Source organism: Streptomyces sp. NPDC046122 (genome assembly GCF_056429965.1).
In genome coordinates this window covers 175,830-199,166 of sequence record NZ_JBWKLQ010000008.1, presented here as the reverse complement: position 1 = coordinate 199,166, position 23,337 = coordinate 175,830, and the positions used below count along the sequence as shown (strand labels likewise).

General features: G+C 68.8%; 16 protein-coding genes and 2 tRNA genes. 13 read left to right on the top strand and 5 right to left on the bottom strand.

Annotated features, from left to right (window positions below):
• Positions 1-90: 90 nt before the first annotated feature.
• The 7 genes from gyrB (at position 91) to AC07FK_RS22420 (ending at position 8,433) form a co-directional block, all read left to right on the top strand.
• Complete coding sequence (gyrB, locus tag AC07FK_RS22450; RefSeq protein ID WP_479106793.1) at positions 91-2,172, top strand: DNA topoisomerase (ATP-hydrolyzing) subunit B; 2,082 nt, start codon at positions 91-93, stop codon at positions 2,170-2,172.
• Between the two features lie 49 nt (positions 2,173-2,221).
• Positions 2,222-4,852 carry a DNA gyrase subunit A gene (gyrA, locus tag AC07FK_RS22445; protein ID WP_479106705.1) on the top strand — a complete coding sequence of 877 codons (2,631 nt, stop codon included), beginning with the start codon at positions 2,222-2,224 and terminating at the stop codon, positions 4,850-4,852.
• A gap of 93 nt (positions 4,853-4,945) precedes the next feature.
• Positions 4,946-5,545, top strand: coding sequence for a DUF3566 domain-containing protein (locus tag AC07FK_RS22440; protein ID WP_479106704.1), 600 nt, complete (start codon positions 4,946-4,948; stop codon positions 5,543-5,545).
• 61 nt (positions 5,546-5,606) lie between these two features.
• Positions 5,607-5,680 (top strand) — tRNA-Ile (locus AC07FK_RS22435).
• Positions 5,681-5,857: 177 nt separating this feature from the next.
• Positions 5,858-6,271 carry a hypothetical protein gene (locus AC07FK_RS22430; RefSeq protein WP_479106702.1) on the top strand — a complete coding sequence of 138 codons (414 nt, stop codon included), beginning with the start codon at positions 5,858-5,860 and terminating at the stop codon, positions 6,269-6,271.
• A 414-nt stretch (positions 6,272-6,685) separates the two neighbouring features.
• Positions 6,686-6,820, top strand: a complete 135-nt coding sequence (locus tag AC07FK_RS22425) for a DLW-39 family protein (protein ID WP_003958712.1) — start codon at positions 6,686-6,688, stop codon at positions 6,818-6,820.
• A 263-nt stretch (positions 6,821-7,083) separates the two neighbouring features.
• Entirely contained in the window at positions 7,084-8,433 is a 1,350-nt protein-coding gene (locus tag AC07FK_RS22420; protein ID WP_479106700.1) for a hypothetical protein, read from the top strand.
• 58 nt (positions 8,434-8,491) lie between these two features.
• Here AC07FK_RS22420 and AC07FK_RS22415 read toward each other — a convergent pair whose 3' ends face one another.
• Both AC07FK_RS22415 and AC07FK_RS22410 read right to left on the bottom strand, forming a co-directional pair.
• Positions 8,492-9,883 (bottom strand): serine/threonine-protein kinase, encoded by a 1,392-nt coding sequence (locus AC07FK_RS22415; protein WP_479106699.1) that lies wholly within the window; start codon positions 9,881-9,883, stop codon positions 8,492-8,494.
• Positions 9,884-9,913: 30 nt separating this feature from the next.
• Complete coding sequence (locus AC07FK_RS22410) at positions 9,914-10,462, bottom strand: helix-turn-helix domain-containing protein (protein WP_453401872.1); 549 nt, start codon at positions 10,460-10,462, stop codon at positions 9,914-9,916.
• Between the two features lie 161 nt (positions 10,463-10,623).
• On the opposite strand from AC07FK_RS22410, the gene AC07FK_RS22405 reads away from it, so the two are divergent.
• The 3 genes from AC07FK_RS22405 (at position 10,624) to AC07FK_RS22395 (ending at position 11,591) form a co-directional block, all read left to right on the top strand.
• A tRNA-Ala gene (locus AC07FK_RS22405) sits at positions 10,624-10,696 on the top strand.
• A gap of 215 nt (positions 10,697-10,911) precedes the next feature.
• Positions 10,912-11,196, top strand: a complete 285-nt coding sequence (locus tag AC07FK_RS22400) for a hypothetical protein (RefSeq protein ID WP_479106698.1) — start codon at positions 10,912-10,914, stop codon at positions 11,194-11,196.
• Positions 11,178-11,591 carry a DNA-binding protein gene (locus AC07FK_RS22395; protein WP_479106697.1) on the top strand — a complete coding sequence of 138 codons (414 nt, stop codon included), beginning with the start codon at positions 11,178-11,180 and terminating at the stop codon, positions 11,589-11,591. Before AC07FK_RS22400 ends, AC07FK_RS22395 begins: the two co-directional genes overlap by 19 nt.
• A 66-nt stretch (positions 11,592-11,657) precedes the next feature.
• Here AC07FK_RS22395 and AC07FK_RS22390 read toward each other — a convergent pair whose 3' ends face one another.
• From AC07FK_RS22390 to lpdA, 3 genes are read right to left on the bottom strand one after another with little or no spacing between them, the layout of a single operon-like run.
• Entirely contained in the window at positions 11,658-12,341 is a 684-nt protein-coding gene (locus AC07FK_RS22390) for a 4'-phosphopantetheinyl transferase family protein (protein ID WP_479106696.1), read from the bottom strand.
• Entirely contained in the window at positions 12,334-12,867 is a 534-nt protein-coding gene (locus tag AC07FK_RS22385) for a heme-binding beta-barrel domain-containing protein (protein ID WP_479106695.1), read from the bottom strand. The genes AC07FK_RS22390 and AC07FK_RS22385 overlap by 8 nt, the downstream gene beginning before the upstream one ends.
• A gap of 31 nt (positions 12,868-12,898) precedes the next feature.
• Positions 12,899-14,305: a dihydrolipoyl dehydrogenase gene (gene lpdA / locus AC07FK_RS22380; RefSeq protein WP_479106694.1), complete on the bottom strand. Its 1,407-nt coding sequence runs from the start codon at positions 14,303-14,305 to the stop codon at positions 12,899-12,901.
• 185 nt (positions 14,306-14,490) lie between these two features.
• Here lpdA and AC07FK_RS22375 point away from each other — a divergent pair, with 185 nt between their 5' ends.
• The 3 genes from AC07FK_RS22375 to AC07FK_RS22365 are packed head-to-tail and all read left to right on the top strand — an operon-like array spanning position 14,491 to position 23,335.
• Positions 14,491-15,927, top strand: a complete 1,437-nt coding sequence (locus AC07FK_RS22375) for an NAD(P)/FAD-dependent oxidoreductase (RefSeq protein WP_479106693.1) — start codon at positions 14,491-14,493, stop codon at positions 15,925-15,927.
• Positions 15,924-17,420 carry an acyltransferase domain-containing protein gene (locus AC07FK_RS22370; RefSeq protein ID WP_479106692.1) on the top strand — a complete coding sequence of 499 codons (1,497 nt, stop codon included), beginning with the start codon at positions 15,924-15,926 and terminating at the stop codon, positions 17,418-17,420. The genes AC07FK_RS22375 and AC07FK_RS22370 overlap by 4 nt, the downstream gene beginning before the upstream one ends.
• On the top strand, positions 17,417-23,335 hold the full coding sequence (locus AC07FK_RS22365; RefSeq protein WP_479106691.1) for an SDR family oxidoreductase: 5,919 nt from the start codon (positions 17,417-17,419) through the stop codon (positions 23,333-23,335). Before AC07FK_RS22370 ends, AC07FK_RS22365 begins: the two co-directional genes overlap by 4 nt.
• Positions 23,336-23,337 lie beyond the last annotated feature (2 nt).

Sequence of the window (23,337 nt, the reverse complement as noted above, 5' to 3'; positions counted from 1 at the left end):
GGTAGACTGGTGGACAATCCCGCCCGCGTGCGGGACACGTCGACTTATACAGAACGACGCAGCCGGTCCCGTATGTCGCGGTCTCGGCTCGTGCTGTGCCAGAAAGGGCGCTTCGTGGCCGATTCCGGCGACCCCAACGAGAACATTCCGTCCACTGATGCCGGTGAGAACGGCGAGGCCGCACCGCAGGGCTCCTCGTCGTACGACGCCAGCGCGATTACCGTCCTCGAGGGTCTGGACGCGGTCCGCAAGCGCCCCGGCATGTACATCGGCTCGACCGGTGAGCGTGGACTTCATCACCTGGTGCAAGAGGTCGTCGACAACTCCGTCGACGAGGCCCTCGCCGGTCACGCGGACACGATCGACGTCACGATCCTGGCCGACGGCGGGGTGCGCGTCGTGGACAACGGCCGCGGAATCCCGGTGGACATGCACCCCGTCGAGAAGAAGCCGGCCGTGGAGGTCGTGCTGACGGTCCTGCACGCGGGCGGCAAGTTCGGCGGCGGCGGTTACGCCGTGTCCGGCGGTCTGCACGGTGTGGGCGTGTCCGTGGTCAACGCGCTGTCCACGCGGCTCGCGGTGGACATCAAGCGGGACGGTTTCCGCTGGACGCAGGAGTACAAGCTCGGTGTGCCCACGGCCCCGCTCGCCAAGCACGAGCAGGTCGAGGACTCCGGTACGACCGTGACGTTCTGGGCGGACCCGGACGTCTTCGAGACGACCGACTACTCCTTCGAGACGCTCGCGCGCCGCTTCCAGGAGATGGCCTTCCTCAACAAGGGCCTGACGCTGACGCTGACGGACGAGCGCGAGTCGGCCAAGGCGACGATGAACGCCGACGACCCGGACGCCGAGGCGGCGGACGAGCAGCCGGCGCGGACGGTGAAGTACCACTACGAGGGCGGCATCGTCGACTTCGTGAAGTACCTCAACTCGCGCAAGGGTGAGCTGATCCACCCGACGGTGATCGACGTCGAGGCCGAGGACAAGGAGCGGATGCTCTCGGTCGAGATCGCGATGCAGTGGAACTCGCAGTACACCGAGGGTGTCTACTCGTTCGCGAACACGATCCACACGCACGAGGGCGGTACGCACGAGGAGGGCTTCCGTGCGGCGCTGACGGGCCTGGTCAACCGGTACGCGCGGGACAAGAAGCTGCTGCGCGAGAAGGACGACAACCTCGCGGGCGAGGACATCCGCGAGGGTCTGACGGCGATCATCTCGGTGAAGCTGGGCGAGCCGCAGTTCGAGGGCCAGACGAAGACCAAGCTGGGCAACACGGAGGCGAAGACCTTCGTGCAGAAGGTCGTGCACGAGCACCTGAACGACTGGTTCGACCGCAATCCGAACGAGGCGGCGGACATCGTCCGCAAGTCGATCCAGGCGGCCACCGCCCGTGTCGCCGCCCGCAAGGCGCGTGATCTGACCCGTCGCAAGGGTCTGCTGGAGAGCGCCTCGCTGCCGGGCAAGCTGTCCGACTGCCAGTCGAACGACCCGACGAAGTGCGAGATCTTCATCGTCGAGGGTGACTCCGCCGGCGGTTCGGCGAAGTCCGGGCGCAATCCGATGTACCAGGCGATCCTGCCCATCCGCGGCAAGATCCTGAACGTCGAGAAGGCCCGTATCGACAAGATCCTCCAGAACACCGAGGTCCAGGCGCTGATCAGCGCTTTCGGCACCGGTGTGCACGAGGACTTCGACATCGAGAAGCTCCGCTATCACAAGATCATCCTGATGGCGGACGCCGACGTCGACGGTCAGCACATCAACACGCTGCTGCTGACGTTCCTGTTCCGCTTCATGCGGCCGCTGGTCGAGGCGGGTCACGTGTACCTGTCGCGCCCGCCGCTGTTCAAGATCAAGTGGGGCCGGGACGACTTCGAGTACGCGTACTCGGACCGTGAGCGCGACGCGCTCGTCGAGCTCGGCAAGCAGAACGGCAAGCGGATCAGGGACGACTCGATCCAGCGCTTCAAGGGTCTCGGTGAGATGAACGCCGAGGAGCTGCGCATCACCACGATGGACGTGGACCACCGGGTTCTCGGCCAGGTCACCCTGGACGACGCGGCGCAGGCCGACGACCTGTTCTCGGTGCTGATGGGCGAGGACGTCGAGGCGCGGCGCTCGTTCATCCAGCGCAATGCCAAGGACGTCCGCTTCCTCGACATCTGAGCCGGCTGTGCACGCCACCAGCCGCAGCTCGAAAGGACTTTGACCAGCAATGGCCGACGAGAACACCCCTGTCCCCGTGACGCCCGAAGCGGTGCCGCCCGTCGAGGGTGTGGGCATGCGTGTCGAGCCCGTGGGGCTCGAGACGGAGATGCAGCGCTCGTATCTCGACTACGCGATGTCCGTCATCGTGTCGCGTGCGCTGCCCGACGTGCGGGACGGTCTGAAGCCCGTTCACCGCCGTGTGCTGTACGCGATGTACGACGGCGGCTACCGGCCCGAGAAGGGCTTCTACAAGTGCGCCCGTGTCGTCGGTGACGTCATGGGTACGTACCACCCGCACGGCGACTCCTCGATCTACGACGCCCTGGTGCGCCTGGCGCAGCACTGGTCGATGCGCATGCCGCTGGTGGACTCCAACGGCAACTTCGGTTCTCCGGGCAACGACCCGGCCGCGGCGATGCGGTACACCGAGTGCAAGATGATGCCGCTGGCCATGGAGATGGTCCGGGACATCGACGAGGAGACCGTCGACTTCCAGGACAACTACGACGGCCGCAACCAGGAGCCGACGGTTCTGCCGGCGCGCTTCCCGAACCTGCTGATCAACGGTTCGGCGGGTATCGCGGTCGGTATGGCCACGAACATCCCGCCGCACAACCTGCGGGAGGTGGCGGCGGGCGCGCAGTGGTTCCTGGAGAACCCGGACGCGGGTCACGAGGAGCTGCTCGACGCGCTGATGGAGCGCATCAAGGGCCCCGACTTCCCGACCGGCGCGCTGGTGGTGGGCCGCAAGGGCATCGAGGAGGCGTACCGGACGGGCCGCGGCTCGATCACGATGCGCGCGGTGGTGGCGGTCGAGGAGATCCAGAACCGTCAGTGCCTGGTGGTCACGGAGCTTCCGTACCAGACCAACCCGGACAACCTGGCGCAGAAGATCGCCGACCTGGTGAAGGACGGCAAGGTCGGCGGCATCGCGGACGTCCGTGACGAGACGTCTTCGCGTACGGGTCAGCGCCTGGTCATCGTGCTGAAGCGGGACGCGGTCGCGAAGGTCGTGCTGAACAACCTGTACAAGCACACCGACCTGCAGACGAACTTCGGCGCGAACATGCTGGCGCTGGTCGACGGTGTGCCGCGCACCCTGTCGCTGGACGCCTTCATCCGGCACTGGGTGACGCACCAGATCGAGGTCATCGTCCGGCGTACGCGCTTCCGTCTGCGCAAGGCGGAGGAGCGGGCGCACATCCTGCGCGGTCTGCTCAAGGCGCTGGACGCGATCGACGAGGTCATCGCGCTCATCCGGCGCAGCCAGACGGTCGACGTGGCGCGTGAGGGCCTGATGGGCCTCCTGGAGATCGACGAGATCCAGGCGAACGCGATCCTGGAGATGCAGCTGCGCCGGCTGGCGGCTCTGGAGCGGCAGAAGATCGTCGCGGAGCACGACGAGCTCCAGGCGAAGATCAACGAGTACAACGAGATCCTCGCCTCGCCGCAGCGTCAGCGTCAGATCATCAGCGAGGAACTGGCCGCGATCGTCGACAAGTTCGGTGACGACCGGCGCTCGAAGCTGGTGCCCTTCGACGGTGACATGTCCATCGAGGACCTGATCGCCGAGGAGGACATCGTCGTCACGATCACGCGTGGCGGCTATGTGAAGCGTACGAAGACGGACGACTACCGGTCGCAGAAGCGCGGCGGCAAGGGCGTGCGCGGTACGAAGCTGAAGGAAGACGACATCGTCGACCACTTCTTCGTGTCGACGACGCACCACTGGCTGCTGTTCTTCACGAACAAGGGCCGGGTGTACCGGGCGAAGGCGTACGAGCTGCCGGACGCCGGCCGGGACGCGCGGGGTCAGCACGTCGCGAACCTGCTCGCGTTCCAGCCGGACGAGCAGATCGCGCAGATCCTCGCGATCCGTGACTACGAGGCGGCGCCGTATCTGATCCTGGCCACCAAGGGCGGCCTGGTGAAGAAGACGTCGCTGAAGGACTACGACTCGCCGCGCTCCGGCGGTGTCATCGCGATCAATCTGCGGGAGACCGCGGACGGCAGCGACGACGAGCTGATCGGCGCGGAGCTGGTGTCGGCGGAGGACGATCTTCTGCTGGTCAGCAGGAAGGCGCAGTCGATCCGTTTCACGGCGACCGACGACGCGCTGCGTCCGATGGGCCGTGCGACGTCGGGTGTGAAGGGCATGAGTTTCCGCGAAGGCGACGAGCTGCTCTCGATGAATGTCGTGCGGGCCGGTACGTTCGTGTTCACCGCCACCGACGGCGGGTACGCGAAGCGGACCCCCGTCGACGAGTACCGGGTGCAGGGTCGCGGTGGTCTGGGCATCAAGGCCGCCAAGATCGTGGAGGACCGGGGCTCGCTGGTCGGCGCGCTGGTGGTGGAGGAGACGGACGAGATCCTCGCCATCACGCTCGGCGGTGGTGTGATCCGTACGCGAGTCAGCGAAGTCAGGGAGACGGGCCGTGACACCATGGGCGTCCAACTGATCAACCTGGGCAAGCGCGATGCCGTCGTCGGTATCGCTCGCAACGCCGAGGCCGGTCGCGAGGCCGAAGAGGTCGAGGGTCCCGAAGGGGCCGACACCGACGCGGTCGACGGCGACGCGGTCGAGGTTGCCGAATCCGCCGAGGGCGCAGCGCCTTCGGCCGGGGAGCACGAGGAGTAAAGCGTGAGTGGAGCCACGGGCGCCGGAGCGGCCGCTTCCGAATCTGGAGCACCCGGTGCCCGTGGCTCTGCCGCGGACTCCCAGGGGGGGACTGTGACGGATACGCGAGGGTCTCAGCCGCAGAGTTACGACGGGTACGGGAGCGGGCCGCTGCCGGGTGAGCGTGAGCCGCAGGGCCAGGGCCAGACAGCCCAGCCGTATCACCCGCCGCAGGCGTACCCCTCGCCCCAGGGCGGGACACAGGGCGGCCAGCAGCGGGCCGGGCAGCAGGCCGGTGTCGCCGCGGTGCGTCTGCCGCGTACGGGGGCGCGTACGACGCCGCGCACGCGCAAGGCGCGGCTGCGGGTGGCCAAGGCCGACCCGTGGTCGGTGATGAAGGTCAGCTTCCTGCTCTCCATCGCGCTGGGCATCTGCACGGTGGTGGCCGCGGCCGTGCTGTGGATGGTCATGGACGCGATGGGCGTCTTCTCGACGGTGGGCGGGACGATCAGCGAGGCGACGGGCTCGAACGAGAGCAACGGCTTCGACCTGCAGTCCTTCCTGTCGCTGCCGCGCGTACTGATCTTCACGTCGGTCATCGCGATGATCGACGTGGTGCTGGCCACGGCGCTGGCGACGCTCGGCGCGTTCATCTACAACCTGTCGGCCGGCTTCGTCGGAGGCGTCGAGCTGACGCTCGCCGAGGACGAGTAGCGAGCCGGCGGAACCGATTTTGGTACTGCCCCCGAGGTGCGCTAATCTTCAGGGGCAGCGCGGGGCTATAGCTCAGTTGGTTAGAGCGCATCCCTGATAAGGATGAGGCCACAGGTTCAAATCCTGTTAGCCCCACTTGCGAAAAGGCCCCCCGGCGATCATGCCGGGGGGCCTTTGACATCGCTGGGTGACTTCAGCCGGTGAGCGGGTCCGTCGTTGCGCTCGGACCACCTTCAGCCGTGCCGTGACCTCAGGACGGTCAGCGGCTCGTGGGGCGAGTGGAGGGCGGTACTGGTGACCTAAGGTGTGCCGATGCAGCCCTCGCCGTCGCCGCGGATACCGGCGAACGCACTTCGGCCCGGCCGTCACTGGTACGCGACGGCGGCCGCGATCACTGTCGTGCTGATCGTGCTGGGCACGGCCATCGGTGTGTACCGGTTCCACAGGGTGATCGACGCGGTGGACACGGACAACCAGTTCGCCGACGGCGACACCGTCACTCTGCGACTCGATCCGGAACACGAGAAGGCGATCTGGATCAGGGACCGAGGCCCGTCGCCCGACCAGGCGTGCGGCATCACCGGTCCGGGCGGCCCCCGTCTCACCGATCCGGGAATCGACGTGTTCCTCACCCGCCACGAGACCTGGAACCCGCTCCACACCATCGACGTACCGCGGGCAGGCGACTACCAGGTCACCTGCACCTCCCAGGGGCCGTCCCGGTAGGCGATCGGGGACCCCGGGGGGCTGGTCGCGTTGGGAGGCTGGCTGATACTTGCCCTCCTTCTCCCGGTGCTCGGGATCAGCGTCGGTGCCGCCATCGTCCTCGTCACCGCCTTCCGCCGCAGAGGCCGTCGCAAGCGGCTGCTCGCCGAACGCCGCGGCTCCGGCGGTGGCCACCCAGCGCAGCCCGCTCCGAGCCCCGGTGGCGGTCCCGCCCGGCAGTGAGGCGCTGCCGGTCCGGCCCGGCAGTGCGGCGCCGACTTCGGCCGCGCCTCCCGCGACGGCTGGACAGGAGTGCCTTCTGCTGTGTCGCGTGCGTCAGTTGGGCACGGGTATCTAGGTCACCGATCGGTATCGGTCGGTGTGTATAGTCGGGCGCCAAAGGTCTCCTACGTCAAGGAAAGACGAGGTCGCGCGGTGAAGAAGCTTCTCCTGGTCGCACTGGCCGCCATCGGCGGGCTCCTCGTGTACCGCCAGATCCAGGCGGATCGCGCCGAGCAGGATCTGTGGACGGAGGCGACTGACTCCGTGCCCGCAGGTTCGGGTGTGTGAGACCCAGTAGGTCCCGTACTGGCCCCGGTCGCTGAAGCGGTCGGGGCTTTGTGCTGTCCAGGGGCCGAACGGGTTGTGGTGGGTCGTTTCCGGACCGTGACGGCACCTTGCTTGAATTCACCTGAGCAAATCATTAGCTTGCGTGAGCAAAGCTGGAGGGCGGGGGAGCGGTCGGCGCAGACAGCGCTGGGGCCTGCGGGGCAGGATGGACCGCCGAGACGACAGGGGGGTGGCGCGTGATGAGGCAGCGCGGCAGGTGCAGGATGGCGCCGGCCGTCGTGGCAGCGCTGTGCGCGGTGGCGGCGCTTCCGGCGCAGGCGCAGGCCGCGGACGAGCCCGGTGCGTACGCCTTCGAGCCGTCGGCGCGGAAGGTCGAGGGGACGGCGGCCAACACCGACGCGCCCCCGCTGGCGCGGAGCGCGACGTACCGCGACTCGATCGGGCCGGGCGGCAGGCACTTCTACCGCCTGGAGCTCGACGCGGCGTCCCACGCCTATGTGTCGGCGACGGCCGTGCCCCGGCCGGGCACCGAGGTCTCGTACGACGACCAGCTCAAGGTGACGCTCCAGGACCGCGACGGCGACTCGTGCGCCCGCAGCACCGCGCGGTTCGGCTCTGCGGAGTTCCCCCGGCCGATCGGGACCTACGCGCACCGGACCATCGAGGAGGGCGCCTCCTGCCAGCAGGCGGACCGGTACTACGTACTGATCGAGCGCACCGGCGCCGACACCTCGTCGCGGGACCCCTGGGAGCTGGAGATCCGGCATGTGACGGAGCCCGGCGTACGGGCGGGAGGCGCGAGCGAGGCGCCGGAGGACTGGCCCAGCGGCTCTCCCGCGCCGCCCGGGGGCGGGGTACGGGACCGCAGGGGCGGGACGAGCTTCTACAGTGCGACCGGACTGGAGCAGGGCGAGTGGCGGGACGGGATCAGGCCCGGCGAGACGCTGTTCTACAAGGTGCCCGTCGACTGGGGGCAGCAGCTCTTCGCCAGTGCGGACCTCGGGAGCACGACGGGCCAGGGTCACGTGTCCAACGCGCTGACCATGTCGCTCCACAACCCGGCACGGGGGCTGGTCGACAGCGCGCGCGCCGTGTCGTACGACGGCCGGCAGAAGTCGACGGAGCTGGATCCGCTGCCTCCGGTGGCGTACGAGAACCGCTTCGCCTCCTCCGATCCCGTCAACGGCATGCGGTTCGCCGGCTGGTACTACCTGAGGGTCAGTCTGAGCCCGGAGGTGGCGGAGGAGTTCGGTCCGCAGGCGCTCGGGCTTTCGCTGCGGCTGCACGTCACGGGCGGCAAGGGGAAGGGCGCGCCGGCCTACACCGGGCCGGCCGGTGACTTCCAGGTCACCGACGATGACCTGAGCGCGGCCAGGAAGGGGCAGAACGCGTCCGCCGAGGCGAAGAGCGGCACCATGCGGCTGGTCGCGGCCGCCGGGATCGGGACGGGCAGCGTGCTGGTGCTCGGGCTCGCGGCGTGGACGCTCGTCGCCCGGCGGCGCGCGGCGGCGGCACCGCCCGCCGGTCCTGGCGGCGGTCCTGGCGCGGCGCTCGGCCCGGGCCGGGGCGGCGGGGCGCCGCCCACGCGGTTCGGGCCGCCGGCCGCCCGGTAGAAGGCGGCGCGGCTCGGATTTGGGCCGGCCGTGGGCCGCCTGTGGCGTCCGGTACGGCTCAGATCCGGGTCAGCGCCCAGAAGCCCACCGCGAAGCAGACCAGCGCCAGCAGCAGCACCGGGACCGTCACCGCCGTGGGCGGCCCGGGCCGCTTGCGGGGCGCCGGAACGGGGGCGTGGGCGCCGCGCGGGACCGTGGGGGCCTGCGGAGTGGCGGCATCCGGGCCCTGAGCCGTGTAGGGGCGAGTGAGGGCCTGTTCGTGGTGCCCCGCGCCAACGGGCGCCTGGAAGGGATACCGCTGCGCGCCGGGGAGGGGGGAGGGCGGGTGGGCGGAGGCGGGGGGCGTCGGTGGCTGCGCCGGGGGCGGCGGCGCCAGGTGGAAGTCCCCGGTCCGGGACGGGGACGACGGCTCGGACGGGTGCGACGGCTGCTGTACGGAGTGAGGGTGCGGGCCGGACGGGGAGTGCGGGCCGGCGTCTTGCGGGTGGCCGGGTGCGCCGGTCTTGGAGTGCGGCTGGGCCGGGGCCGGCGGGTGGCCAGGCAGGTGGCGCAGGAGGCCCGGCGCGGTCGTGGTGGGCCCGTCCGGGCCGAAGCCGGGCGGGAGCGGGCCGATCTGGTCGAAGACCTCCACCGGTTCGTCGGCGGGTCCCGGTTCGGGCAGCATCTCGACGGCGGCTGTCAGCGCCTTGCGCGCGCCCGTCGCCGTACGGAACCTGGCCTGCGGATCGGGCTGCAGCATCCCGGCGACGACCTGCCACAGCGGTTCCGATATGCCCTGCGGGGCGCCCGGTGTGCCGTAGGTGGCGAAGTGCTCCACCAGGGCCTGCGCGTCCGGCTTCTGACCCTGCACCAGGTACAGGGCGACCAGGCCCACCGCGAACAGGTCGGCCGGGAAGTCCGGCTCCGCGCCCATCAGCTGCTCGGGCGCGACATAACCGGGCGTACCGACCACGTAGTCGGTCTCGGTGAGCCGGGGCTCGCCCTTGCGCATCGAGATGCCGAAGTCCGACAGCCGCAGGTGCGGCCTGCCGGTGCCGGTGGCCTCCAGCAGGACGTTGGCCGGCTTGATGTCGCGGTGCACGACGCCCTCCGCGTGGACGGCGGTCAGACCGGCGAGGAGCTGGTCGAGGAGGACGCACACGAAGCGGGGAGGCAGCGGGCCGTAGTCGCCGATCAGGTGAGCCAGCGAGCCGCCGCTCACCAGGTCCATGGTGAACAGCACCTTGTCGTCGTCCGCGGCCCAGCTGGCCGGGGCGAGGACGTGGGGGTGGTCGATCCGCACGGCCTGCTCGCGTACGAACCGCAGCAGCGTGTGCGCGTCGCTCTGCTGGAGCACCTTGGCCGCGACGTACCGGCGGCGCCGGTGGTCCCAGGCCCGCCAGACCGCCCCGACGCCGCCGCGGCCGATCGGGTCGACCAGCTCGTACCGCCCGGCGAAGACCTCACCCATGCGCTGTGTCCGCTCCCCGGTCCGCGTGCGTCAGCTCTGGTGCGCCTCGTAGTGGGCGACCGCGTCCGCGGTGCGCCCGGCTCCGTACACCCGCAGGAACTCCGCCAGTTCGGGGTGCGTCGGGGCGAGCGTGTCCGCCGCGTCCATGATGTCGCCGGCCGCCGCCACGGAACGCAGCAGTGACTGGATCTCGCGCACCACGCGCCGCACGGTCGGCGCTCCGGAACTGGCCGTGGTCTGGCTGGTGTTGTTGAGCACGGAGCCGCCCTGGGACTTCTTGATCTCTTCCATCCGGTCGGTGGCCTCGGCGGCGCTGACGCTGCCGTCGGCCACCTGCCCGGCCAGGTCCTGCAGCGCCTGGACGCGCTGCACCACGGCCGGGTTGCCGATCTTCGCGCGCTGGCCGCTCATCAGCTGGGAGAGCATGGGCGCGGACAGGCCGAGCACCGCGGCGAGTCTGGCCTGATTCAGCCCCAGATCGTCGATCAGCCGACGGAAGAGCGCCCCCAGCGGCTCCCCGTACCAACTGCGCTGAAGCTCTCTGGCTCTGGCCGTCGACTCCTGCTGCGCTGCGTCCATTGCGTCTCCCCTTCGCTGCTGCGAACCTCGCCGAGCATCTTACGGAGAGTGGTCGCGGACCGGGAGTCCCAATCCTTTTGCAGGATCGGGGGGGACACCCGGTACTCTGTTCTGCGGCGGTGGCCACGGTGCGGTGCGGACCGGCCGCCTCCACCCGTTTCGGGGCCTTAGCTCAGTTGGTAGAGCGCTGCCTTTGCAAGGCAGATGTCAGGAGTTCGAATCTCCTAGGCTCCACCCGTAAATGCCCTCTGACCAGCGGAAACGCGGTTTCAGGGGGCATTTTTTGTGCCCATCGGTGGGCGCGATGTGCCCACCGGCCGACTCGCATCTCTTGAGCCGACAGGGGCGAGGGTGGCCTGTCTCCCCCCGTGGCTCCCCTGGGCCTTCCGGAGTGCGGGAGGGGTGAGCGATGCGGGCCGGGTTTCCTACTCGTTTGATACAGTGCGGATATGTCCGAGACGACGTACAGCATTGGTGAGGGGCCGGCGATCCGGGTCAGCCTCTCTCTGCCCGAGGGGACCGCTGAGGCGATCCGCGCCCGGGTCGGCAAGCGTGAGTTTTCCGCGTTCATCGCTGCTGCCGTCGAGCGGGAGTTGCGTGGCCAGGTGCTGGACGAGTACTTGGCCGACTATGAGAGCCGTAAGGGATCGATCTCCGAGCAGGCGCGGCAGCGTGCGCGTCAGGTGTTCGACGAGGTGTTCGCTGAGGAGGACCAGTGGCCCGCCGCAAGCTGAGCCACGAGGGAACGCTGGTCCTGGACAGCGAGGGGTTCTCCAAGCTGCTCAGCGATGACGAGACCGTGGTGGCCTTGGTCGCGGAGGCGCGGTCCCGTGGCATCGAGGTGGTGATCAGTGCGCTCACCATCATCGAAGCCGTGCATGCCCGTACGAACAAGGCGCGGCTGGGCTGGGTGCTCTCTGGCCTGCGCGCTGTGCCGGTGGGGGATGAGGAGGCGAAGGCTGCCTCGGCGCTATTGATGGGGGCTGGGCTGCACGGTCACAAGTACGCGATCGACGCCGCCGTGGCCGAGGCAGCGCTGCGGCAGCAGCGTCCGCTTGTCATGCTGACGTCGGATGTCGACGACATGGCCAAGCTGTGTGGTGACCGGGTCCGCCTCGTCGCAGTGTGAGCCCCCTGGCATGACGACGCGCGGCGATTCGGTGGTCGGGCCACGCCAGTACGGGGCGTGACGGTTCTAGCGCCGGGTGGCGGGGGTGGCGATGGCCGCGACGAGGCCCTCGTGCACGGAGATGTCTTGGACCGCCCATTCGCGGACGACCCCGCCCACTGTATGGCGCACCGCCACCGCTTCATTTTTGATGTGGGGGTGCACGTCGATCTCGGCCAGGTCGCCCTGCACGCCCACGCCGGCTGCCTTCAGCACGGCCTCCTTGCGGGTCCAGCACCGCAGGAACGCCTCGACTCCGCCCTGCTCTGCGACGTACGCACGCTCCGCGGAAGACAGGGTCGCGGAGGACAGCAGATCGATATCCATGTCGCGGTGGTACTCGATGTCCAGGCCGACGCTTCCGTGCGTCGATAGGGCGATCGCCGAGTAGCCCTCGCTATGCGAGAGACTGATCTCGAGATGGCTGTCCGGATTGCGGACGGCAGGCGGGCCGTGCTCGGGGCTACCGCAGCCCGGGCACGGGTTGCGCCCCAGTTCGACGGTCCTGGGCGCCACGCCGAGCGTTGCGCCGATGATCCGCTTCGCGGTCGCCCGGGCCACGATGAACCTGGTGCGGTCGCGGGGGAAGCGGAAACGGTCGGCGCGCGACCGCTCCGCTTCGCTGAGTAGTGCCCAGCCGTCCTTGTCGACCGGCGTCCTGTTGCACCACCACCGCACCTGCGCGGAGGGAGGCGCACCCGTATCACGCACGTGGTTTTCCTGGGCCCAGCCGTGCCGAGAGATGCGGGGTCAGGGGCTGGCCCACGGCCGCGATGTCGTGCTCGTACGACAGGCATCCATCGTCCAGGGCATACCGGCGGCGGCCCGATGTGACCTCTTTCGCAAGCGGGGTACGGATCACCTCGGTGGTGGCCATCTCGATGACCGTGCGCGAGACCTGTCCCGTGTAGATCTCGGAGATTCCGGTCGGATGGCTGAGCAAGGCCTCCAGATAGCCGTCGGGGGCCACTCGGATCCATCCGGTCTCCCGGCCGGACGGACGCAGGGGGGCACCGTCCTCGTCGATCAGCCAGGCGTGTGCCTCGTAGTGGAGGAACGGCCGTCCGTCGTGGGAGACAGTGATCTCCTGCTCGTACGCGAACCCTTCGGTGAGTGTGGGGTACGCGCCCCGCCCCTTGCCGCGCCAGACTCCCAGAAACGCTTCAACCGGGAGGAGCCAGGGGTGCAGGGCCGGGTGGCTGTGCGCGTCATGCGTGTCGGGGAAGGGGCGGGACAACTCGGCACTCTCCAGTCACCTGTGGGGGTGGTTACATGTTGATCATGTGTCCCGCGAGGCCGTGCACGGCTTCCTTGACGGCCTCGCCGAGCGTCGGGTGGGCGTGGATGTTCCGCGCGATCTCGTGGACCGTCAGATCCCATTGCTGGGCGAGCGTCAACTCGGGGAGCAGCTCGGTGACTTCAGGGCCGATTAGATGGGCGCCGAGGAGCTCGCCGCGCGTGCCGTCGCTGATCACCTTGACGAAGCCGGCAGAGTCACCGAGGCCGTGCGCCTTGCCGTTCGCGGCGAACGGGAACTTGGCGACCTGGACGTCGAAGCCCGCCTCGCGTGCCTGCGCCTCGGTATAGCCGAAGCTCGCGATCTGCGGCTGGCAGTAGGTGGCGCGCGGGACCATTCGGAAGTCGATCTCCATGGTCTCTGTCGAGCCAATCGTCTCGGCAGAGATAACGCCCATGCTCTCGGCAGCGTGTGCCAGCATCAACTGCCCGGTGACATCACCGATGGCGAAGATGTGAGGGACGTTGGTGCGGCCGCGTCCGTCGACGGCGATGGCGCCGCGATCGGTGAGGCGTACGCCGGTTGCCTCCAGGCCGTAGCCGGTTACCCGGGGAGCGAATCCGACGGCCTGGAGGACCTTCGCGGCTTCGAGGACCTTCTGTGTGCCGTTCTGGGTGACGGTGATCCGGACCGGAGCCGCAGGGTCGGAGTCGTCGATGGATTCGACCCGGGTGGAGGTGAGGATCTCTATGCCCAACTTGCGGTAATGCCTGGACAGTTCCTTGGAGACGTCGGCGTCCTCGGTGGGCACGAGACGGTCGGCGAACTCGACGAGAGTGACACGCACGCCGTAGTTGTGCAGCACATAGGCGAACTCGACACCGATAGCACCAGCACCGGCGATAACGATGCTCTCGGGGAGCTCCTCGGTGAGGATCTGCTCCTCGTAGGTGACGACGCGCGGGCTCAGTGACGTTCCGGGCAGCAGACGGGTGGTGGCGCCTGTCGCGATGACGCAGTGGTCGAAGGTGACCGTCTCGACCGTGCCGGAGGCAAGGGTGACCTGGAGGGTTCGGTCATCGGTGAAGGTGCCTCGGCCGTCGTACTCGGTGATGCCGTTCTTGCGCATCAGATAGTGCACTCCTGCGACGCGGCCGTCCGCGACCTTGCGGCTGCGCTTGAAGGCCGCTCCAAAATCGACTCTGACCGGCCCCGAGGTCTCGATCCCATAGGTGCCGGCCTGCTGCGTGACAATGTGCGCCAATTCCGCATTACGTAGAAGTGCCTTGGACGGAATGCAGCCTACATTCAGGCAGACCCCTCCCCAGTACTTCTCTTCCACTACCGCGGTCTTCAGGCCCAACTGGGAGGATCGTACTGCTGCGGTGTAACCGCCGGGACCCGCGCCCAGAACAACGACGTCGAAGTGCTCGCTCATGAGCGTCAGCTTCAGCCACAGGTGAAACATACTCAAGAACAGCGCCGAGACTACGTCAGGTCAGTGAAGCGACTTGACGTAATCTCTTGAACTCCTTGACGCAAGCCGGGATGCGCTGCGTAGCTCTCCTGGGAGCCGCGGAATGAGAAAGAGTCTGTGCATCCGAGGCCGGGATGGGGGAGCTTATGTACGACGCGATTGTCACGGGCGCACGTATTTCCGGGTCGGCGGTGGCGATGCTCCTTGCTCAGCGCGGGTACCGAGTGCTCCTGCTCGACAGGGCTCGCTTCCCCAGCCCGACGGCCTCTTCCACGAATCTGATCCATCCGCCGGGCGTACTCAGACTGCGGCGGTGGGGCGTGCTGGACAGGCTCACTGAACACACCGTGCCGGAGGTGAGGCGATACAGCCTCCAGACCGGCTCGATCCGCCTGGAGGCACCACTGCAGGCCGTGTCGGACGAAGATCTGCGGGTGGATCATGCCCTGTCACCGCCCCGGGCGGCGCTCGACCACGCTCTGGTGCGGTGCGCGGTCGAGGCCGGCGTCGAGCTGCGCGAGGGAGCCTCCGTGCAGGGGGTGCTGCGCGACGACGACGGGGCTGTCATCGGGGTCACCGGAACCTCCAAGGAATCGGGTCTCTTTTCAGAGAAGGCCGCGATAGTAATCGGGGCCGACGGGAAGAGCTCGAAAATCGCAGAGCTCGTCGGAGCCGCCAAGTTCCGCGACCAGCCGGTTCTTAGTAAGAGTTACTGGACTTATTGGCAGGGGCTCCCGCAGGAATCCCTGGTACGCACCTATCGCGGGAATCGGAGCCACCCGTTCACCTGGCCCACGCATGACGGACTGACCATTGTGGGTGTGGCCTGGCCGACGGAGGAATTTCCGGCCGCGAGTTCCGACGACGAGATCGACAGGCATGTCATCGACGCTTTTTCAGGTGTCGACCCGGAATTTGCCCGTAAGCTCCGCGACACGAACCGTGCGGACCGGTGGCTCACCGGCTCCGTACCCAATTTCCTACGCGTTCCGCAAGGTCCTGGATGGGCACTTGTGGGCGACGCGTCCGCGACCCGCGACCCCATCACGGCTTCGGGCATCACCCACGCCCTGCTCGGCGCGGAGCTGCTGGCCGAAGCGGTTGACAGCGGGCTGTCCGGGCGCCGTCCGATGGCCCGGGCCCTGGCCTCCTACCGGCAGAGCCGTGACGCGCTGCTCGTTGACCACTACGACTACACCCGCGACTACGCCAGAATCGCCGACCACTCGCCCGAAGAGCAAGCGTTGATCGAGGCGATGAGCCGCAGCCCGCGCCATGCACGCGGCATGATCGGGCTCTTCGCCACCGTCGTGCCGCCGGCCGAGTTCTATTCCCGGACCAACTTCCGCGACCTCTTCGACTATCTGAACGAGTCCGGCGGACTGCCGATGAAGATCCGGCTTCTGCGTCTGCTGCTGCAAGGACTTCCTGGACAGCCCGCCGCCGGTGCCGCACTGGCGGACCGGCTGATCGCGGCAAGCCTCGGTCCGATGGGCCGGTTACTGCTGCGCAGCCCGAAACCGGGAGCGCAGCGGAGTGCCACGACGGTACGCACACCTCGCACGGAGGAAAACCAACGATGACCAAAACGGAGAAGGCCATGGGACCCGTACTGCTCTTCCCTGGGCAAGGCGGTTTCGACGGTGCCGCGCTCAGCCGCGCCCACCAGATGAATCCACAGGTCAGGGCCGTCTTCGAGAGCATTGACACGGTCACGGTCGAGCTGTTCTCGCGGCGTGTGTCGGATGTCCTGTTCGGCGGGGAGCCGGTCGAGCTGGCGGAGCTCCTGAAAGATGCGACCTGGGTGTCCCAGCTGGCCATCTACGGCGCTTCCCTCGCTGCTCACCGCATCCTGACCGACAGCGGAGTACGCCCTTCCGCGCTCGTCGGCCACAGCCTCGGTGAAATCACCGCACTGGTCGCCGCCGGCGCGTACTCCGTGGAAGACGGCGCACGCATCGTGGTGCGCCGTACGGCCATCGTCGGTGAGGCGAACTTCGCGGGCAGCTCTATGGCGGCCCTGTCGACGTCGCCGAAGCGGGCCGCGCATCTGGTGGGTCTGGTGGAGCATCCGTTGCTCGCCGTCGCCACCGAGAACCACGACCAGCAGACGGTGCTGAGCGGTCCCCGCGAGGCCATCGCACAAGTGCGCGCTATCGCGGGGCAACTGAAGATCGGTGTCGTCGAGCTGGACACCCCGTTCGCCTTTCACAACCCCGCACTGGCCAACGTGGCTCCGCGGTTCGCCGAGTTCGTGCGGACCATCCCGAGGCAGCCACTGAACGTGCCGGTGTACTCGCCGATCCTCCAGCGCTTCTACCAGGAGGAAGAGCGACTGGAGGAACTTCTCGCCGGCCATTTCACCCGGCCGGTGCGATTCGCCACGGCCGTCGAAGCGCTGTACGAGCGCGGCGAGCGGGTCTTCGTGGAGACGGGCGGCCGCGCCGCGCTGACTTCGCTGGTACTGAAGGTCCTCCCTTCCGGGGCCGAGGTCACCGCGGTGGCCACGCTTGCCACCGGGCGTGACGGCGAGCCGGCGTTGCCCGCGACGCTGGCGGTTCTGCGGCGTGCGGGGCTTGCCGCCTCCGTGGACGGCGTACAGGCCATCCGGTCGCATCTGGCGCCGGAACTGTCGGACGAGGAGTTCGCGGAGGTCTGGGCGAGCGCTCGGCATGAGGTCGTGGACCTGGTGAACCGCAAGGTGGTGTCGCTCCGGGGCGCGCGGCGCACACCTGTCGACGGCGCGACCACCACCGAAGTGGTTGCCGCGAAGGCCGCGGCGCCGGCAGAAACCCCGGAGCCGGGACGGGACGATCTCCTCGCCACACTGCGGACGTTGTACGCCGAGGCGCTGGAGTACCCGGAGGAGGTCTTCACGCCGGACGCCCTGCTGGAGGCCGAGCTGGGCGTGGACTCGGTCAAGCAGGTCGAACTGCTCGCACGCGCCTCGCAGCACTACGGACTGCCCGCGCGAGGTTCGGACTTCCGGCTGGCCGACTACGACACCCTGGACCGGATCGTCGGCCTGATCGAGAGCGAACTCGGACGTCACCGGCTCGAAAGTGCAGCCGCATGAGCCGGTCGAGGGATCTGGCGGGCAAGGTTGCGCTGGTCACCGGTGGCGCCAAGAACGTCGGAAAGGCGATTGCCACGACGCTGGCCGACCAGGGCGCCCATGTCCTGATCAACTACTTTCACTCGCACGAGCAGGCCAAGCGGACCCAGGAGGAACTGCGGGCCGGTGGCGCCGAGGTGGATCTGCTCCGGTTCTCAGTGGCCCGCCCCGAGCAGGTCTCGAAGATGTTCGCGGAGATCGAGCGCCGCTTCGGCAGGCTGGACATCCTGGTCAATAACGCGGCCGACGGCGCGCTTGTACCGGTGGACGAGGTCACCGACGACCACCTTGACAAGGCGCTCGACACTAACTTCAAGGGTGGCCTGAGGTGTGCGCGCGCGGCGGCTCCCCTGATGGCGCGCGGCGGCGGCGGCTCGATCGTCACCGTCTCCGCGCTCGGTGGCTCTTCGATGGTCATGGCCAACTACCTTGCCTGCGCGCCCGCGAAGGCCGCGGCTGAGGCCGCGACCCGCTATCTGGCGGTCGAGTTCGCCCAGTACAACATCCGGGTGAACACCGCGTCCGCCGCGATGCTGACCAGCGAGGTGGCTGACGCGTTCCCGGACGGTGCCGCCATGCAGGCCGCCGTCATAGCGGGTACACCGCTGGGCAGGCTGGGCCGGCCGGAGGAGTTCGCCGAGGTCGTGGCCTTCCTCGCGTCGGACCGGGCCAGCTGGATCACCGGCCAGTTGCTGCTCGCGGACGGCGGGCTGAGTCTGGGGGCACGCTTGCTGTCCCCCGCGGCGCTGTCGGTTGCGGACCGGGTGGAGGTGGCACCGGCCCTCGCCGAGGAGCCGGTGGCCGCCGAGAGCCCGGCCGTCGTGGAGCCGGTGGCCGAGAGCCTGGCCGCCGTGGGGCCCGTGGCTGATGAGCCGGCCGAAGAGGACTGGGACGACGAGATCGCCGTCGTCGGCATGGGCCTGGCCGTCAGCGGTGCCAGCAGCCCAGACGAGTTCTGGCAGTTGCGTACAACCGGGCGCGAGCTGTTCATCGAGGTTCCCGAGGACCGCTGGGAGCGGGCGAACTTCTCCTCGTCCGACCCCACCGACGAGGACAAGTCGTATCAGGACACCTGCGTCTTCATCACCGACTTCCACCCCGAAGCGGCCGTGCTCCAAGGCCTGTCCGGCGCGCCGGACAAGTCCGAGCTGACCACCATGTGGCTGCGTCACTCGCTTGTGCAGGCGCTGGACGGCGTACACCGGAAGCGGGACGACCGGTACTCCTTCCACGTCGGCTATACCGCGGACGGGAGCCAGCATCTGGAGGAGGCCGGGGTGCTCGCCTCGACCAGGCACCTCACCTCGACGATCACGGCCGGGCTGGACATCGGGGTCGCGGACCGCGAGCGGCTGCTCGCCGGCGTCGACCGCGCCCTGTCCGGCCGTTACCACCGGGGCGCCGACGCCACTCCGCGCTTTCTACCGCACCAGGTCGGCCGCGAGGCCATGTCGGGAGTGCTGCCCGAAGACACCCAGTTGCAGATGGTGGACACCGCCTGCTCCTCCTCCTTGTACGCCGTCGACATCGGCATCAAGGGCCTTCTCATGGGCAAGCAGGACATCGCGGTGTGCGGCGGGGCGTTCGCGCTCGCGCCGCGCGGCACTGTGCTGTTCTCCAAGCTCAAGGGACTGTCCGAGCGGGGGGCCGTACACGCGCTTGACAGCGAGGCCGACGGGGTCATCTTCGCGGACGGTGCCGGCGTCGTCGTCCTGAAGCGGATGAGCCGGGCCAGGGCGGACGGTGACCGGGTGCTGGGCGTACTCAAGGCGTTCGGTTCGTCGTCCGACGGCAGGGGCAAAGCGGTGTACGCGCCGAGTTCGGCCGGACAGAGCTTGGCGGTGCGTCGCGCGCTGGAGGCGGGCGGCATCGGCGGGGACGACATCGACTGGGTCAACGCGCACGCCACCGGCACCCCGGCCGGTGATCTGGCCGAGTTCACCACGCTCCGCCGGTACTACGGTGTTGGGCGCTCCGCTGCCGTCACATCGAACAAGTCCCTGATCGGTCACACCGGTTGGGCGGCCGGTGTCGTCTCGCTGATCGAGTCGGTCCTTGCTCTTCAGGAGGAGACGATCCCCGGGCAATTCCGCTTCCGCAGTGCGCCCGACAGCTTTGAGCTGAGCACGACGGAGCTGGAGATATCCAGCACCTCACGCCCCTGGCCCGCCTCGCCGGACAGGTCCCGCACTGCCGCGATATCCGGCTTCGGCTTCGGCGGCACCAACGCGCATCTCATCCTGACCGACGAATCCCCGAAATCCCCCGGACCTCAGCAACCCACACCCGAGCTCCCGGCCCCCGAGCGGCAACGGCCCCGGCCGCTGCCGGACACGGACCGTATCGCCGTCGTCGGCTGGTCCGCCAAACTGCCCGGGGCGGACAGCCCGCAGGACGTGCAGGCGTGGTTGTCCGGTGCCCACGAGGTGGCGTCGACGTTCGGCGAGAAGTATCCGCCCCCGCCTTTCCAGCAGGTCCGGATGCCTCCGGCGACCGTACGGACGATCGACCGCTGCCAGCTGATGATCCTCCAGTGCGCCCACTCACTGCGCGACCAACTCCCCGACTTCTGGCAGGAGCACGCCGAGCGCACGGGCGTGGTCATCGGCCACATGGGGCCGACCAGAGCCGCGATGCTGTACGCGGTCCGTTGCTACCTCGACGACATCGAACGCTGTCTGCGCGATGACCCCTATCTGGGCGCGTCGCCCTACCTGGCCGACGTTCTGGAGGGCCTGCGCGAGCGGGTTCGTTCGCTGGTGCCGCCGTCGAACGAGGACTCCTTCCCGGGCATGATGCCCAACGTCATCTCGGCACGGGTCGCCAACTACTTCGATCTGCACGGCCCCAACATCACGGTGGACACAGGTCTCGCCTCCACGCTGTCGGCGTTCGCCACCGCGACGCGCTATCTGCGCAGCGGAGAGCTGGACTTCGTGCTTACCGGCGGCATCAACGGCAACAGCCTGCCCGAGTACCAGGATCTGCTGACCGAGGTCTTCGACAGCCCGCCTGCCGAGCTGGCCGAAGGCGCCTTCCTGTTCGGCCTGACCACCGAGAGCCGGGCCCGCCGGGCGGGGCTGAAGGTGCTCGCGTACGTCGATGAGCCGACGGCAGGGCGGCAGCGCGCAGTCGGCGATGTCGACACCGTGCTCGACTGTGGTTCCGACGGTGATTTCGGGCGCTACCTCGGCGCATCGGGCGGCGCGGAGATCCTGCGCGCACTCCAGCGGCCCGTCGGCATCACAGAGATCCGGTGCCACGAAAACGGGACCGATGCGGCCACCCGTCTGCTGGTGTCCGTGCCTGACGCCCCGGCTGTGGCCGATGAGCTCGACACGATGGTGCATCGGTATGTCACCTCACTGCGACCCGATACCGGCGTGCTCACCGGTCGGGACCGCGCTGCCGTGCCGGACGGGGCACTGGTCCTCACCGACCGCCGGGAGCTGGCCGAGCGCTTCGTCGGACCGGCGGCCCGGGCGACCGTACTGAGCACCGAGGACGTGGCGAGTACCCCGCAGGAGGTGCGGGCGGCCCTGGAGTCCTTGCCCGGTCGACTGCGGCATGTCGTCGTGGTGAGCGACTTGTCTCTCAGCACGCCGACCGCCACGGCCCTCACCTCGGACGCGGCCCCTGTGACCGCCCTGCACGACCTGACCTTCCTCGTGCTTCAGCAGCGCTTCGAGGAACTCGACGACCCTGCGGCGTCCGTGGTCTTAGCGCTGCTGGGTGCGGCGACGGACGGTGTGCCGCACCCGTTCGCCGGGCTCTTCACCGGCCTGGTCAAGTGCGTGGACCTGGAACTGGCCGACGCCGACTGCTTCGCGCTGCTTACCCCCACCGGCGACGCGGCCGAGGCCGCGGCGCTGGTCGGCCGGGAGCGGGCCACCGAGCGCGTCTTCCCTGTCGTGCACCACGACGGCAAGCGGCGTCTCGTCCCCGCTCTCACCCGGCAGCGGGCCGAAACAGGCGGCTCCCGGCCGCTGGACCGGAACTCGGTGATCGTCGCTCTCGGCGGGGCGCGCGGTATCACCGCCGAGCTGCTGACAGCCGTCGCCGAGCGATATCAGAGCCGTCTCTACGTACTGGGCAGCAACCCGATCGACGACTATCCGGCCGAGGTCTTCGAGGGAAGCGAAGAGGAGTTCGCGGCGACCCGTGCCGCGTACATCTCCGGTCAGCTGCGGGAATGCGGCGGAACGGTCGCCGAGATCAGCAGGCGTTTCGACCGGATGGTGGACGCACGAGCGGCCCGCCGGAATCTGGCGCGGATGGCCGCCCACACCGGCGAGGGGCGGGTGACGTACCTGCCGTGCGACGCACGCGTCGAGCTGTCCGTACGGGCTGCGGTCGACACGGTTGTCGCGGAGCACGGCCGGATCGATCTGGTGATCAACGCGCCGGGGGTCAACCGGTCCGCGCTGATCCGCGACAAGGACTTCGCGGAATTCCGCAGGATCCGTGATCTCAAGGTCGCCGCACACCGCAACCTGCACCGCGCGCTGGCCGGCCGTACGCCGCGCATGTGGTGCGACTTCGGTTCGCTGCTGGGGTACTTCGGGCAGCGCGGCGAGGCCGACTACGCGTCGGGCAACGACTATCTGGCCACCGCTGCCTCGCATGCCGTGGCGACCACCGGTACGGACGAGTTCGTCATCGGCTGGACGCTGTGGGACGAGGTCGGCATGGGTGCCAATGAGCTGACCCGCGACTATTTCAAGCGGGCGGGCTCGTACAGCCATATGCCGGTCGCCGAAGGCATCGGCCACTTCCTGGCCGAACTGGGCGCTCCCCGGCGGGTGGCGTCGACGGTGCACCTCGGCGAGGCCGAGCGGGCCACCGTCGAGAAGTTCTACCCGGGCTACCTGCCCCGGAGCACCCCAACCGACCGGGGTCGGTTCTACCTGCGGCGTGCCGTCGAGATGGCGCCGCAGGACGGCCAGGACGCCGTTCGCTTCGAGTGCCAGTTCGATCTCGACATAGATGGCTACCTGGAGCATCACCGCGTTCGCGGCATCGCCACCCTGCCCGGCACCTTCGTCACCGAGATGGCGGCCGAGGCCGCCCTCGCCCTGGTGCCCGGCGGCTGCGTCGTCGCCTTCGAGGACCTGCGCTTCCTGCACTTCCTCCAGGTGCGCCGCGAGGTGAAGCAGTCGCCGAAGCGGATCACCGCCCGGGTCGTCGAGCGGATCGGCGATCTGACCACCGTCGCCGTGGACATCGCGCACGATGTGATCTCCCCCTCGGGGTTGCTGCTCCTCGCCGACCAGCCCCACTTCACGGCCCGTGTCCTGGTCAGCTCACGCTTCCCCGACGCCCCGCAGTGGCCGAGTTGGGAGGCGGTGGCGGAACGCCCGGTCGTTGACCCGTACCACGTCGAATCGGCGCCTGTGCTGCTCACCGGCCCCTTCGAAGCGACCACGGAAACCCGCAGACACCCGCAGGGTGCCCGCTCCACCTTCCGGGCGCGGCTGGACGCGGAACCGGGCCCTTGGGAGTCCTTCCTGATGCCGACTGTGCTGCTCGACGCGCTCGCCCGGACAGGGGTGCTCGATCCGGCTGACGGTCTGGTCCCGGTCGCGGCCCCGCTGTCGATCCGGCGCATCGATCTCTATCAGCAGGCCAACGACATCGACCTGACCGCGCGGCACGGACAGTTGGATCTCTACGTCACCAACCCCGGTTTTTCCGGGCCCGGCAGTGAGGGGCGGACCGAGAACCGTTTCGTCGCGGTCGCGCCCGGCGGGCGGATCGTGGCCCAGATGAAGGGCCTGGACGCCGTGGTGATCGGCTATCTGGACCCGCGGACCAACGTGGTGCATCCGCGTGCCGACGCCGGGGCCGACAGCGTCCCGGCCGGGGCGGGCGGGTGAAT